Here is a 12,717-nt window from a genome sequence, read left to right on the forward strand (position 1 = left end):
CGGGTGTCACCCGTCCAGGTCGACGGCGGAGCCGGTCTCGACGCTGCGGATGGCGGCGAGTGCGATCGACAGCGCGGTGCGGGCGTCCTGGCCTGTGACGACGGCCGGTGTGTGGGTGCGGATCGCGTCGACGAAGGCGGTCAGTTCCCCCACGTACGCGGAGTGCAGGAGGTCGGTGTCGCGGCGCGCGGTGTCGGCGTGCAGCCCGTCGGGGCCGTAATAGGTCATGTCGGTGCTGAGCCCACTGCCAGCGGTGACCATGCCGCCGGAGCCGAATACCTCGCCGCGCACGTCGTATCCGTACAGCGCGCTGAAGCTCGCCTCCGCCGTGGCGATGGCACCGTTGTCGAATTGGACGGTCACCACTGCGGTGTCGAGGTGGCCCGCGCCCTTGGCGTCCGGTCGCACCAGGGCGTCGGCGACCGCGTGCACCCGCACAGGGCGTGCGCCGGGGTTGAGGAAGCAGAGCGTATCGAAGTCGTGAATGAGCGTTTCGAGGAAGATCGTCCACTGCGGAACGCGTGCCGGATCAGCGGTGTACGGCCCGGGATCGCGGGTCAGCGAACGTAGCAACTGCGGGGTTCCGACCTTCTGCGCGTCGATCGCGGCGCGCGCGGCGGCGAATCCGGGAGCGAATCGGCGATTGAACCCGACCTGCAGGACGATGCCGGCGTCGGCGGCCGCCGCGATGGCGCGGTCGGCGTCGGCGAGGGTCACTGCCATCGGCTTCTCGACGAACACGTGCTTGCCGGCGGCCGCGGCCGCGACGACCAGGTCCGTATGACTCCGCGCGGGGGCGGTGATCAGCACCGCATCGACCTCGTCGCTGGTGAGGACGTCGTCGACGGTCGTGGTGGCGAGCGGCGCCCCCAACGCCGTGGCGAGACGCTGCGCGGACTCGCCGACCGGGTCGCTGACCGCGACGAGCGACGCCCCGGGAACCAGACGGGCCACGATCTCCGCGTGATTCGAGCCGATGCGCCCGGCACCGATCAACGCGATGCGTACCGGGTGGGAAGCGGGCGCCGTCGAGTGGACGGTTGCGGCTTCGGTGAGTGACATGGGTGCGCTCCAGTGCAGTGGAAGGGGAGGTCGAGGCGAACTAGTACGTTCTAGTTCTAGACCGTAGAACTCGTGCGATCATTGGTCAAGAGCAGCTTCGAGCGAAACGGCACGGGGCCCGGAAGACAGGAGCCGTGCACGTGGTCGAACCGGTGGCGGGATCGACCGGTGGCGCTCGTCCGACAATGGGCGACGTCGCGCGCGCAGCAGGAGTCTCCACAGCGCTCGTCTCGATCGTGATGCGCGGCGTTCCCGGCGCCAGCGAGGCCACTCGCAGGCGCGTGCTCGACATCGCCGACGAGATGGGCTACGTGCCGGATCGGCGCGCACAGAAATTACGCCAGGCCAGTTCCCGGCTGCTCGGCGTCGTCTTCGAACTGCAGCAGCCGTTCCACGGCGACCTCGTCGAACAGATCTACGCCGCGGCCACCCGCCGGGGATACGACGTGATGCTCAGCGCGGTCGCCCCGAGCCGTGCCGAGAAGGTCGCCGTCCAGGCGCTCATGCGGGAGCGCTGTGAGGCCGCGATCCTCCTCGGCACCCGGTTCGACACCGATGCGCTCGGCGCCCTGGCCGATCGCGTGCCCACCCTCGTCGTGGCGCGCGCAAGCGGCCTGCCCGGAGTCGGTGCCGTGCGGGGCGACGACGTCGCCGGAATCACCCTGGCCGTCGACCATCTCACCGAACTCGGGCACCGGAACATCGCCCACATCGACGGCGCCGACGCGCCCGGTGGTGCCGACCGGCGGGCCGGTTTCCTGGCCGCGATGCACCGGCACGGACTGTCGGCTTCGGCAACGGTCGTGGCGGGCGGCACGACGGAAACCGAAGGCGCAGAAGGCATGCACAAACTTCTGGAACTGCCCACTCCCCCGACCGCCGTCGTCGCCTTCAACGACCGATGCGCCACCGGCGTGCTCGACCTACTGGTCCGCCGCGGCCGGGACGTGCCCGCGGACATCTCCGTCGTGGGCTACGACGACTCCCGCCTGGCGCGGATTCCGCACGTGCAGATGACGACGATCTCGCAGGACGCCACACACATGGCCGAAGCCGCCGTCGACGGAGCGCTGGCTCAGATCGCCGGCGACAAGGCGGTCGACCTCGTGCTCGCGCCGCACCTCGTTCGCCGCGCGACCACCGGCCCTGTCGCACACCACGACTGAGGTCAGGAGCCTGCGAATGTGTCGAGATTGCGACCGATGAGCATCAGAGTGGGCCCAAGCGGGCCCTGAGCAGGCAGAACTCATTGCCTTCGGGGTCGGCCAGGACGTGCCACTGCTCCTGCCCTGTCTGGCCGATGTCGGCCGGGCGCGCACCGAGCTTCAGAAGGCGGTCGAGCTCGGCGTCCTGATCGCGGTCGGTGGCGTTGACGTCGATGTGCAGCCGGGATTTCCCCTTCTCCGGCTCATCCCTGCGGCTGAGGATGATCGTCGGCTGCGGACCGCCGAACCCTTCACGCGGTCCGATCTCCAGCGAGCCGTCGTCCTCGCGATCGAGCACGACGAAGTCGAGGACCTCGCACCAGAACCGCGCCAACGCCTCAGGGTCGCGGCAACCGAGCACGAGCTCACTGATACGACATGCCATTAGCGACACCTGCTCTCAGCACGGCCGTCGGCCATGCGGTAGGGAAACCGACTTCGAGACACGACAGAGATCTGCCGGATACTAGGCCGACGACCAGACACCGAGTTCGTTGCCACTCGGATCGGTGAAGTGGAAGCGGCGCCCGCCGGGAAAGTCGTACGGGCCGTTGACGACGGTGCCGCCGGCCGCCCGCACCGCATCCACCGACGCGTCCAGATCCACCGAGTACAGCAGCACCAGCGGCCCGCCTGCCTGCTTCCGTTCCGGCACCTGCAGCAGGCCGCCGACCTCCTCACCGTCCGCACCGACGATGCCCGCGTACTGCGGGCCGTAGGAGTTGAACTCCCAGCCGAATGCCGAGCGGTAGAACGCTTCCGCGTCCGCGAGGTCCGTGACCGACAACTCCACGTAGTTCAGTCGATGATGATCTGCGGCAGAACGTGACATGCCGGAACTCTAGCCGGAATCGGCTCCTCGATCAGGAGTTCGGTCGGCGAGAAGCATGTTCACGAAACCGCGGGTGCTCGCCGTCTGGGGTCGGCCGGCGAGCTGGACGAGTGAAATGGTGCGTTCGACCGTCGGCTGCAGCGGTATGTGGACGAGACCGGCGAACGAGATCATGGGAAGCACGAGTTCGGGCACCGCGGTGACACCGAGCCCGGCCGCCGCCAATCCCGCTACCGCGCCGATGTTCTGCGCCTGCATGACGGGTCCGAGTTCGATGCGGGCGTCCTCGACGGCCCGGCGGACGGGCGCCGCGATGCTGCTCTCGGGTCCGAACGCGATGAACGGCTGTCCGGCGAGATCCGACCACCGGAGTACCGGCCGATCGGCGAACGGATGTGTCGGCGCGACGGCGCAATAGAAGGAGTCGCTCGTCAGAACGTCCTGTTGCAGGCCGGGCAGAATCCCCGAGGTGGTGACCAGGGCGAGGTCGACCGTGCCCGAGTACACGGCGTCGAGAACCTCCTGCCGCAGTCCGTCCCGTATCTGGAGGCGCACGTCGGGGTGCTGCTCGCGGAAGCTCACCACGTAGGGGGGAAGGAACGTGGCCGCGAGCGAGGGCAGGCATGCCACCGTCACGATTCCGCGGTCACCGGTGACGAATCGTTCGATCTGTGTGAGCCCGTCGTCGAAGTCGTGGAGCATCCGCCGGGCGTGCTCGATGATCTCGTGCCCGTGCGTGGTCAGCTCGACGCGGCGCGTGGTGCGTTCGAACAGCGTGACGTCGAGTCTGCGCTCGACCTCGGCGACCGAGCGGCTCAGCGAGGACTGAGATACGTCGAGTGCGTGGGCCGCCGAGGTGAAGCTCGCGTAGTCGGCGATGGCGACGATGCTCCTCAGGTGAGAAATCCCGAGATTGATGCTCATGCGCATCAGTATGGCCGGTATTCATGCGCTGGATATTCATGACTTGAACTCATAAATCGATCATTCATTGATATTTGACGCGCAATTGTGAGGCGCGCGACACTGAGACTCCATTTCGAAGGAGGTCACATGGTTGCCGCGCTCGGGTTCGCCACGATCGCTTGTTTCCTGGCGCTGGCGTTCAGCCGTCGGGTCTCGGTGTTGGTCGCACTGATCCTCGTTCCCGTCGCGTTCGCGATCGTGGGCGGATGGGCACCCGACCTCGGGGAGATGGTGGGCGACGGTCTGCTGAAGGTCGCGCCCGTCGCCATCATGATCGCCTTCGCTGTCCTGTATTTCAGTCTGATGGTCGACGTGGGACTGTTCGACCCGGCGATCCGCCGGATCGTCCGGTGGGCAGGCGGCAATCCCACCAAGATCGCCGTCGGAACCGCGGTGCTGACCCTGCTCGTCGCGCTCGACGGCGACGGAACCTCGACCTTCCTGATCACCATCTCGGCGTTGCTACCCATCTACCAGAAGCTCGGGATGCGCCCGGTCGTCCTGACCGGCATCGTCTGCCTTGCCGCGGGACTGATGAACATGATTCCGTGGGGCGGCCCGACCGTCCGCGCCATGGCCGCACTCGACCTGACCAGCGCCGACATCTTCACGCCGGTCCTGCCCGCGATGGGGGCCGGGGTCCTGTGGGTCCTGTTCGCCGCCTACATGATCGGCCGCGTGGAACGTAAACGGCTCGGCGTCACCGAACTGATATCTCCCGGCGGCGGTGGTCCCGGCACGCCGCACGTGTCCGACGCGCCGGTGCGCACCGGTCGCCAACGGGCGGTGATGGCGTTCAACACCGTGCTCACCCTCGTTCTGATCGTGATCCTGCTGTTCCAGCTCGTGCCGCTGGAGGTGGCATTCGCCATCGCATTCGCACTCGCGCTCGCCGTCAACCGCCCCAAGTGGGACGACCAGCAGGCCCTGTTCGCGAAGCATGGCGGCAACGTCACCATGGTGGTGGCGATGATCCTCGCGGCAGGCGTGCTCACCGGAATCCTCAACGGCACCGGGATGATCACCGCGATGGCGCAGACCTTCGTCTCCTGGATTCCGCAGTCCGCCGGGTCCCTGATCCCCGTCATCACCGCCGTCACGTCGATGCCGCTCAGCCTGGTCTTCACCCCGGACGCCTACTACTTCGGCGTCGTACCGGTGCTGGCGGAAACCACCGCATCGTTCGGTGGCGACCCCGCGGAGATCGGCCGCGCCGCCATCCTCGGCCAGATGACCACCGGGTTCCCGCTCAGCCCGCTGACCGCCGCGACGTTCATCCTGATCGGACTGAGCAAGGTGGACCTCGGCAAGCACCAGCGGTTCATCTTCGGCTGGGCCTTCGGAACCACGATCGTGATGACCGTCATGGCGCTGCTCACCGGTGCCATCTCGCTGTAATCGTCCGCGACACCACCTCGGGCCCGCCCACCCACCGCCCGTCGAACAAGCAAAGGACTTCGAGCCCGTGACACCATCGAGCACCCGCGGCAGCGCTTCGCGGAGCGTGCGACTCGGCGCCGGATCCGGGTTCTCCGGGGATCGCATCGACCCCGCCGAGAAACTCGCCCGGCACGCCGACCTCGACTACCTGATCTTCGAATGCCTCGGCGAACGCACCGTTGCCGCCGGAAACTCTCGCCGACTCGAGAACCCGGACGAAGGATACGATCCGCTCCTCGCCGCACGCATGCGCGCGGTTCTCCCGCACACGCTCGCGTCCGGGACCACGGTGATCACCAATGCCGGTGCCGCGAACCCTCTCGCCGCTGCCGAATTGGTCTCCGGCATCGCGTCCCGGTCCGCCGACCGGCAGGTGCGCATCGCTGCCATCACGGGCGACGCGGTGCTCGAGCAGGTGCTACGCCACGACCCGGTCGTGTGGGAGACCGGGAAACGCCTGTCGGAGCACGACGAGGAACTCGTCTCCGCGAACGCGTACATCGGCGCGGAGGCCGTGATCCCCGCGCTCGAACTGGACGCCGACGTCGTGGTCACCGGGCGTCTGGCCGACCCCTCCCTCTACGTCGCCCCGCTTGCCCACCACTTCGGATGGGACCTGGCCGACCACGAAACCATCGGCGCCGCAACCGCGATCGGGCACCTGCTCGAATGCGCCGGACAACTCACGGGCGGGTACTACGCGGATCCCGTCACCAAACCGGTGAAGGGTATGGCCGATCTCGGTTTCCCGTTCGCCGACGTCCTCGCCGACGGATCGGCGACCTTCGGCAAACTCGACGGATCCGGCGGGATACTCACCGAACGAACCTGCGCCGAGCAACTCCTGTACGAGGTGGGAGATCCCACGTCGTACCTGACCCCGGACGTCACCGCGGACTTCGGCAACGTGTCGTTCACCAGCGTCGGACCCGACCGGGTCGCCATCGCGGGTGCGACGGGGCGCCCCCGGCCACAGCAGCTGAAGGTCACCCTCGGGTTCCGTGGCGGCTGGCTCGGTGAGGGGCAGATCAGTTACGCGGGACCGCGCGCCTATCCCCGTGCCCAGCTCGCCGCGGACATCGTCACCGAACGTCTCGTCGACGTGCACGGCTTCGCCGAGGGCGCCGTCTCGGTCGAATACATCGGCGCCGGTGCCGCTTTCCGCGGACTCGATACGGACACCGCTGCCCACGAGGTGCGCGTGCGGGTCACCGCCCGCGCACGCACCCGCGAGGAAGCCGGCCTCGTCGGCTGGGAGGTGGAAAGCCTGTACACCAACGGACCGGCCGGCGGGGGCGGCGCCCGGCGCTCGGCGACCGAGGTACTCGCGATCCGCTCGTGCACCCTCCCCCGCGACCTCGTGCCCACCCGGGTGCACCTCACGGAGGTGACGACATGACCACGCCCGCAACGGTTCAGAAGATAGACTCCCTCGCCGACGTTCGTGCCGGCGACAAGGGAGACACGCTCATCCTTGCCGTGCTGGCCCGGGACCACGCCGCCTACCGTTATCTCGCCCGGAGACTGACCGAGGACGTCGTCGCCGCCCACTACGGCGAGCTGATCACCGGTCCGGCCCGGCGCACCTGCCAGCCGAACCTGATGGCGATGGTGTTCGAGTTGCCGGGCGTCCTCGGCGGCGGCGTCACGGGTTCCCCCGCACTCGACGGACACGGCAAGACGCTGGGCTATCACCTGCTGAGCCTCGAAATTTGACGGGCTACACGGGATTCCGGTCCCGCGACGCCGACAGGGTGACGGCGAGCGCCTGACGGTCGAGCTTGCCGCGCGGCGTGCGCGGCAAGCTGTCGACCGCGAGTACCTGGACCGGCATGCTCGGGCTGGGTAACGTGGCGCGCAGATGCCGCCAGATCTCGCTGGAACTCGGCCCGTCGCCGTCCACCACGATCGCGGCGGCCGGTGCCTCGCCCATCCGGCTGTCGGGCACTCCGATGCACGCAGCCTCCGAGATCCCGGGGAGTGCGGTCAACGCCGCCTCGATGGCCGCGGGTTCCACATTGAGCCCCGCCCGGATCACCGTGTCGCTGTCGCGGCCGAACAACTGCAGGCTGTTGCCCGCGACCCTGCCTCGGTCCCCGACGGTCATCCACCCGTCGGCGGGGCCGTTCACCACGCCGTCCTCGGTGAGGTAGCCGTCGAACAGCATGTCGCTGCGCACGTGAACGAGGCCCGCGCGAATCGCTGCGTCGACGCCGTCGAATAGTTCGCCTGCCGCATGTTCGTCGGCGGCGCCGAGACCCCGGTCGAAGGACACGAAGCTCAGTTCGGAGGCGCCGTAGAAGTGCACGAGCGACGCCTTCGGCAACACTTCCTGCAGCGCCTCACGCCCGGTGCGCGGCCACCGGGCCGCCGACGACAGCACCTCACGGACGCTGCCGACCGGACCGATGCCCGACCGCACCACATCCCAGGCGATGGTGGGTACCGAGTACAGATGTGTCGCTGCGTCGCGCAGCGAGTGGGTGACCGGTCGCAGATCCACCGTCGCACCGCGAGTGAGGCCGTGCAGCGCGCCGTACAGGAAATGGGTGTGGTCGAGAACTCCGGGCACCGCCACGCGATCCCCGCTGCCGATGTCGAACGTCGCGTCCGATCGGTCGAGGGTCGTGGCCCACGATCGCTGGTTGCGCACGAACAGCTTCGGCTCACCGGTGGTGCCGGACGTGATGCCGACCAGCAGTTCGGTGCCGGGACGCGCCCGGCCTGCGGCGCCGTCGGATTCGAGGCTGTCCGCCGTCTCGACGGTCCCGTCGAATCCCAGTCTCCGTAGCCTGGTGTGCTGGTGCGGCGCGGCCACCACGGCGCCGGGTTTCGCGAGCTCGAGCACCCGCGTCAGCTGCGCGGGCAGGAGATGCCGATGCAGCAGCACGACGCTGACTCCCGCGTGCATCGCCGCCGTCACCACGACCAGCGACCCGACATCCGACGTCGGCAGCACGGCGACCCGGTTCATGCCGTCGAGCCCGGCGGCGGTGCGTGTGACCCGCGACCAGAACCGGCCGTAGTCGACGGTCTCGCGTGCGGACACGACCGCTGTCGTCTCCGGGTTCTCGGCGGCCCGTCGAGCGACACGCTCGGCGAGCAGCTCAGTCATCGTCCACTCCCCGTGCGACGAGGGCGTCGCCCATCGCATCCGCGGTCCGGAGGGCGCGGACCAGAACCGGTGTGGCCAGCGCCGTCATCGACCATTGCAACCCGCGTGCCTTCCGCGCCTGCGCCACCTCCTGCACGATCCCCGTCAACAGCGGGATACACCGGATCGCCAACGCGAGCAGGAGTCCGATCCGATCCGGGTCGACCCCGAACCTCCGCAGGGGCCCGAGTGCGCGCGACACCGTGTCGAGCATGTCGGTGACCCGGGTGGTGAGCGTGACCAACGCGGCGAGCGCCACCGAGATCAGCAGCACCCCGCACACGACGACCGCCCGCGCGGGCGACGTGATCAGCACCTGGAACACGGCGATGATCAACAACATCCACACCACCGGGCGCAACTGCGCCACGGCGACCCGCCACGGAATGGAGGCCACCGCGAACAGCAGTCCCACCGCCAGGACGACGACGCCGACCTCGAGCGGGGTGCGCACGAACACCGTGGCCGTGACGATCGACGCGATCAACAGCAGCAGTTTCAGCCCGGCGGGCATCCTGTGCAGGAGCGAGTCGCCCGGGCGGTACAGGCCGATCATTCGACCAGCTGCCGGTACGCCGGGACGGCGTCGTCCGGGCTGCCGTCGAACGCGACGAGACCGTCGTCGATGACGATGACCCGTTCGAAACTCTCCAGCAGCGCCAGTTGGTGGGTCACGACGATCACCTGCTGGTCCATCGAATCGAGCGCTTCGGAGACGACGCGCGCGTTCCGCAGATCCAGCAGCGTCGTCGGCTCGTCGGCGATGACCACCTCGGGCCTGCGGATGAGGACGGCGCCGATGGCGAGCAGCTGCTTCTGGCCCCCGGACAGCAGGTGCGCGGGGTGATCGGCGTGCCGGTCGAGCCGGAACCGCACCAGGATCTCCTCGACGCGACCGGCGATCTCCTGTTTGCTCAGACCGGACCGGCGCAGCGAGAACGCCAGGTCCTCGGACACCGTGGGCATGACGATCTGGGTGTCGGGGTCGGTGAACACGAACCCGACCTTGCGGCGCACCTGCGCGCCCTTCCTGGCGGCGTCGACACCGTCGACCGTGACCGTGCCGGAGGTGGGCTTCAGCAACCCGTTGATCATGCGCGCCAGGGTCGACTTGCCGGAACCGTTGGAACCGATGATGCCGACGCGGCGCTCGGAGAAACGCAGGTCGACGCCGCGCAGCACCGGGCGGTCCCCGAAGGCGTGCGTCACCGAATCGAAGACGATCTCACTCACGACACACGCTCCACGAGCATCGCGATGCCCTGCCCGCCGCCGATGGCGCAGGCCGCGAGCCCGAGCGGGGGTCCGTCCTCGCGCAGCATCTGACTTGCCAAGCGCACCAACAAGATCGCCCCCGAGGCGCCCCACGGGTGCCCCATGGCGATGGCGCCGCCCTGCGGGCAGATCGTGGATTCGTCCAGGCCGAGTTCGTCCGAGACCGCCAGCACCACCGACGCGAAGGCCTCGGTGATCTCGACGACGCCCAGATCCGCCACGTCGTGTCCGGTCCTCTTCAGGAGTGTGCGGATCGCGGGAACCGGTCCGAGTCCGGGCAGCGCCGGGTCCGATCCCGCGACGGCGGAGCCGAGGATCCGTAACGCAGGCAGTCCGGCGGCCAGCGACTCGGTCGTCACCGCCAGCACGGCGGCGCCGTCCGAGATGCCGCACGAGTTGCCCGCCGTGGCCGTTCCGCCGGCACCGAAACTGGGGCGTAGCCGCGCGAGCCTGGCCTCGGTCATGCCTGCGCGAATGCGCTGGTCCCGCTCGATGTCACCGATCGGCACGATTTCCGACGAGAAGTCGGCGGCTGCGGCGAGCGTGTGCGACCGCGCCGCGTAGGCATCCTGCCGCTCACGGCTGATGCCGCGCACCCGCGCGAGATCGTCCGCGGCCGCTCCCATGTCGGGGTCGGGGAAGCCCTGCGGCGCAAAGGGAGCGCGGGTGTAGCGCACCGGATCGGCGCCCCCCGCCGGCGGCCAGAACCGCCACGGCGCCGTGCTCGCCGACTCGACGCCGCCGGCCAGAATCAGCTCGTCGGCACCGCTGCGCACACGGAGCGCGGCCTGCATCACCGCGTCGAGGCCGGAACCGCACTGCCGGTCGACAGTGACACCGGGAACCTCCACACCCATCCCCGCCTGCAGGGCCGCGACCCGCGCCGGATTACCGCCCGGCCCGAGGCAGTTGCCGAGGACGACGTCGTCGACCTCGGCAACGATGCCCGACTCCCGCAGCGACGTCAGAACCTCGCGCAACACCGGGGCGGCCAGATCGGTGGTGGTCAGATCGGCGAACCCGTGCCCGGCATTGCCGATCGGCGTCCGACGCGGCGCCACCAGAACAGGGACAGAGCTCATGCCAGCCAGTCTCTCACTCGACCTCGGGCGACCTTGCCACTGGCGGTCCGCGGCATCGACTCGATCGGCACCCAGCGGCGGGGCAGGGCTTCCTTCGTCAGCATCCGGCGTGCGCGCGAACGGACGTCGCCGATCCCCGCGGTGCCGTCGAGCTCCACCACGGCGGTGACGGTCTCGCCGAGCACCGAATGCGGCGATCCGACGACGGCGGCCGCGGCGACACCGTCGAGCGTCCCGAGGATGCGCTCGACGTCCTCGGCGACCACCGTGGTGCCGCCGACGTTGATCGCGGATTCCCCCCGGCCGCGCACCGTCAGCTCGCCGTCGTCACCGAGTTCGGCCAGGTCACCGACGCCGAACCACTCCGGGACTCCGATCACGCTGTACGGCGACCGGACGTACAGCAGACCGTCGCGGATGTCGGCGTCGACGCCGTCCAGCAGCCGGAGCGGTTCGGGCACCCGGCGCGCCGCGACGAGGGAGAGTTCCGCGGCACCGTAGTACTCGACGATCTCGATGCCGTCCGCCAGCGCGCGGGCGCCGTCGTCCAGGGCGGTCCCGGCGACGATCGCCGTGCGCAGCTTCGGGGCCTTCCCCACCACCTCACGGAGAACGGCGGGAACGGCGTGCACCACCGTCGCCCGGGACGGGTCGTCGGTGACGCACGCACCTCGCCAGAGTGCGTGCACGGCGCCGAACAGGTGCATCGTGGCGTGCAACGGGCCGGTGATCAGCACGTGGTCGGTCGCGTCGATGCCGGTGATCGCGGTGAAGGCGGGGAAGCTGTCGAACCAGGAGGCCGCGGTGCGCGCGAGCGGACGCGGCCTGCCGGTGGAGCCGGACGTCGCGACCAGCAGAAACGCGGATGGCGGAATCACCGCGCGGTCCGGGCGCGCGTCGGGGTTCTCGACGATCACCGTCGTCCCCTGCCGCGCCGCCGCGCACACGCAGATCAGGGCGTCCGGGACCGGCAGCGTCGACGCGTCGTAGGCAGGCGCACCCGGGCCGTGCTCGAGGATCCATCGGTCGATGGCACGGTCGAGTTCGGCGTACGTGTAGGTGCGGGCTTCGAAGTCGAGAGCAGGCTGATCGCCGGAGCCGCCGAGTTCGGAACTCACGTACGGATCAGGCCGGGGTACGCGCGATGCACGCTCTTGGCGACCACGGTCGCGACGACGACCTTGAGCAGGTCGCCGGGGATGAAGGCGAAGTTGGTGGTGATGGCGGCGCCGACACCCAGATCGGTGCGGAGCAGGAGTCCGACGGTGCCGAAGACGTAGATGACGACGATCCCGCCGAGGGCGTTGATCAGCAGACCGAGCGCGATCGGGTACTTCGGCAGGATCCGAGCGGTGAGGAGACCGATGATCAGCGTCGCGGGCATCCAGCCGATGAGGTACCCGGCGCTGGGGCCTGCGAGCGCGGTCAGTCCGGTGCGGCCACCGGACAGCAGGGGCAGGCCGATCAGGGTCAGTGCGATGAAGACCGCGACGGCGGCTGTGCCCTTGCGAGCGCCGAGCACCGCGCCGGCGAGGATGACGCCGAGCGTCTGCAGTGTGATCGGCACTCCGCTGAAGCCGACCGTGATGGCGCCGGGCAGACCCAGCGCCGCGATCAGCGCGGCGAACACCGCGATCTGCGCCATGTCCCGCGCTGAAATACCGAGCCTCGACACCCGAGCACTCTCGACACCTGCCATGA

The 12,717-nt window shown here is 69.2% G+C and carries 14 protein-coding genes; 4 read left to right on the forward strand and 10 right to left on the reverse strand.

Annotated features, from left to right (window positions below; genetic code table 11):
• Window positions 1-6 precede the first annotated feature (6 nt).
• Window positions 7-1,062 (reverse strand): Gfo/Idh/MocA family oxidoreductase, encoded by a 1,056-nt coding sequence (locus HGB39_RS00945; RefSeq protein ID WP_005258433.1) that lies wholly within the window; start codon window positions 1,060-1,062, stop codon window positions 7-9.
• 140 nt (window positions 1,063-1,202) lie between these two features.
• Between HGB39_RS00945 and HGB39_RS00950 the strand changes: the two genes are divergently transcribed.
• Window positions 1,203-2,228: a LacI family DNA-binding transcriptional regulator gene (locus HGB39_RS00950; RefSeq protein ID WP_037204354.1), complete on the forward strand. Its 1,026-nt coding sequence runs from the start codon at window positions 1,203-1,205 to the stop codon at window positions 2,226-2,228.
• A 43-nt stretch (window positions 2,229-2,271) separates the two neighbouring features.
• On the opposite strand, the gene HGB39_RS00955 is transcribed toward HGB39_RS00950, so the two are convergent.
• The 3 genes from HGB39_RS00955 to HGB39_RS00965 all read right to left on the reverse strand — a co-directional run bounded on the left by HGB39_RS00955 (window position 2,272) and on the right by HGB39_RS00965 (window position 4,029).
• Complete coding sequence (locus tag HGB39_RS00955; RefSeq protein ID WP_005574614.1) at window positions 2,272-2,652, reverse strand: VOC family protein; 381 nt, start codon at window positions 2,650-2,652, stop codon at window positions 2,272-2,274.
• Window positions 2,653-2,733: 81 nt separating this feature from the next.
• On the reverse strand, window positions 2,734-3,099 hold the full coding sequence (locus HGB39_RS00960; RefSeq protein WP_043793970.1) for a VOC family protein: 366 nt from the start codon (window positions 3,097-3,099) through the stop codon (window positions 2,734-2,736).
• Between the two features lie 9 nt (window positions 3,100-3,108).
• Complete coding sequence (locus HGB39_RS00965) at window positions 3,109-4,029, reverse strand: LysR family transcriptional regulator (RefSeq protein WP_005574612.1); 921 nt, start codon at window positions 4,027-4,029, stop codon at window positions 3,109-3,111.
• Window positions 4,030-4,152: 123 nt separating this feature from the next.
• Between HGB39_RS00965 and HGB39_RS00970 the strand changes: the two genes are divergently transcribed.
• The 3 genes from HGB39_RS00970 (at window position 4,153) to HGB39_RS00980 (ending at window position 7,221) form a co-directional block, all read left to right on the forward strand.
• Window positions 4,153-5,463, forward strand: coding sequence for a CitMHS family transporter (locus HGB39_RS00970; RefSeq protein WP_005574611.1), 1,311 nt, complete (start codon window positions 4,153-4,155; stop codon window positions 5,461-5,463).
• A 67-nt stretch (window positions 5,464-5,530) separates the two neighbouring features.
• The gene (locus tag HGB39_RS00975; protein WP_043793967.1) at window positions 5,531-6,904 is read left to right on the forward strand and encodes an acyclic terpene utilization AtuA family protein; all 1,374 of its coding nucleotides are present in this window, start codon (window positions 5,531-5,533) and stop codon (window positions 6,902-6,904) included.
• Window positions 6,901-7,221 carry an AtuA-related protein gene (locus tag HGB39_RS00980; protein ID WP_005574609.1) on the forward strand — a complete coding sequence of 107 codons (321 nt, stop codon included), beginning with the start codon at window positions 6,901-6,903 and terminating at the stop codon, window positions 7,219-7,221. Before HGB39_RS00975 ends, HGB39_RS00980 begins: the two co-directional genes overlap by 4 nt.
• Before the next feature lie 4 nt (window positions 7,222-7,225).
• Here HGB39_RS00980 and HGB39_RS00985 read toward each other — a convergent pair whose 3' ends face one another.
• From HGB39_RS00985 to HGB39_RS01010, 6 genes are read right to left on the reverse strand one after another with little or no spacing between them, the layout of a single operon-like run.
• Window positions 7,226-8,620: an AMP-binding protein gene (locus HGB39_RS00985; RefSeq protein ID WP_005574608.1), complete on the reverse strand. Its 1,395-nt coding sequence runs from the start codon at window positions 8,618-8,620 to the stop codon at window positions 7,226-7,228.
• Window positions 8,613-9,215: an energy-coupling factor transporter transmembrane component T family protein gene (locus HGB39_RS00990; protein ID WP_005574607.1), complete on the reverse strand. Its 603-nt coding sequence runs from the start codon at window positions 9,213-9,215 to the stop codon at window positions 8,613-8,615. The genes HGB39_RS00985 and HGB39_RS00990 overlap by 8 nt, the downstream gene beginning before the upstream one ends.
• Window positions 9,212-9,892, reverse strand: coding sequence for an energy-coupling factor ABC transporter ATP-binding protein (locus tag HGB39_RS00995; protein WP_005258449.1), 681 nt, complete (start codon window positions 9,890-9,892; stop codon window positions 9,212-9,214). The genes HGB39_RS00990 and HGB39_RS00995 overlap by 4 nt, the downstream gene beginning before the upstream one ends.
• Window positions 9,889-11,016 (reverse strand): thiolase family protein, encoded by a 1,128-nt coding sequence (locus HGB39_RS01000; protein ID WP_064080860.1) that lies wholly within the window; start codon window positions 11,014-11,016, stop codon window positions 9,889-9,891. The genes HGB39_RS00995 and HGB39_RS01000 overlap by 4 nt, the downstream gene beginning before the upstream one ends.
• Complete coding sequence (locus HGB39_RS39780; protein WP_005566206.1) at window positions 11,013-12,134, reverse strand: class I adenylate-forming enzyme family protein; 1,122 nt, start codon at window positions 12,132-12,134, stop codon at window positions 11,013-11,015. The genes HGB39_RS01000 and HGB39_RS39780 overlap by 4 nt, the downstream gene beginning before the upstream one ends.
• Entirely contained in the window at window positions 12,131-12,715 is a 585-nt protein-coding gene (locus tag HGB39_RS01010; protein WP_081276633.1) for a biotin transporter BioY, read from the reverse strand. Before HGB39_RS01010 ends, HGB39_RS39780 begins: the two co-directional genes overlap by 4 nt.
• Between the last annotated feature and the right edge of the window lie 2 nt (window positions 12,716-12,717).

Origin of the sequence: Rhodococcus opacus (assembly GCF_012396235.1) — a bacterium.
Taxonomy (GTDB): domain Bacteria; phylum Actinomycetota; class Actinomycetes; order Mycobacteriales; family Mycobacteriaceae; genus Rhodococcus_F; species Rhodococcus_F opacus.

What these genes read in the sequence shown, in the direction of transcription:
- HGB39_RS01010 (WP_081276633.1), bottom strand. Translation starts at nt 12,715, where the DNA reads ATGGCAGGTGTCGAGAGTGCTCGGGTGTCGAGGCTCGGTATTTCAGCG.
- HGB39_RS00955 (WP_005574614.1), bottom strand. Translation starts at nt 2,652, where the DNA reads ATGGCATGTCGTATCAGTGAGCTCGTGCTCGGTTGCCGCGACCCTGAG.
- HGB39_RS00970 (WP_005574611.1), top strand. Translation starts at nt 4,153, where the DNA reads ATGGTTGCCGCGCTCGGGTTCGCCACGATCGCTTGTTTCCTGGCGCTG.
- HGB39_RS01000 (WP_064080860.1), bottom strand. Translation starts at nt 11,016, where the DNA reads ATGAGCTCTGTCCCTGTTCTGGTGGCGCCGCGTCGGACGCCGATCGGC.
- HGB39_RS00945 (WP_005258433.1), bottom strand. Translation starts at nt 1,062, where the DNA reads ATGTCACTCACCGAAGCCGCAACCGTCCACTCGACGGCGCCCGCTTCC.
- HGB39_RS00985 (WP_005574608.1), bottom strand. Translation starts at nt 8,620, where the DNA reads ATGACTGAGCTGCTCGCCGAGCGTGTCGCTCGACGGGCCGCCGAGAAC.
- HGB39_RS00965 (WP_005574612.1), bottom strand. Translation starts at nt 4,029, where the DNA reads ATGCGCATGAGCATCAATCTCGGGATTTCTCACCTGAGGAGCATCGTC.
- HGB39_RS00980 (WP_005574609.1), top strand. Translation starts at nt 6,901, where the DNA reads ATGACCACGCCCGCAACGGTTCAGAAGATAGACTCCCTCGCCGACGTT.
- HGB39_RS00990 (WP_005574607.1), bottom strand. Translation starts at nt 9,215, where the DNA reads ATGATCGGCCTGTACCGCCCGGGCGACTCGCTCCTGCACAGGATGCCC.
- HGB39_RS00960 (WP_043793970.1), bottom strand. Translation starts at nt 3,099, where the DNA reads ATGTCACGTTCTGCCGCAGATCATCATCGACTGAACTACGTGGAGTTG.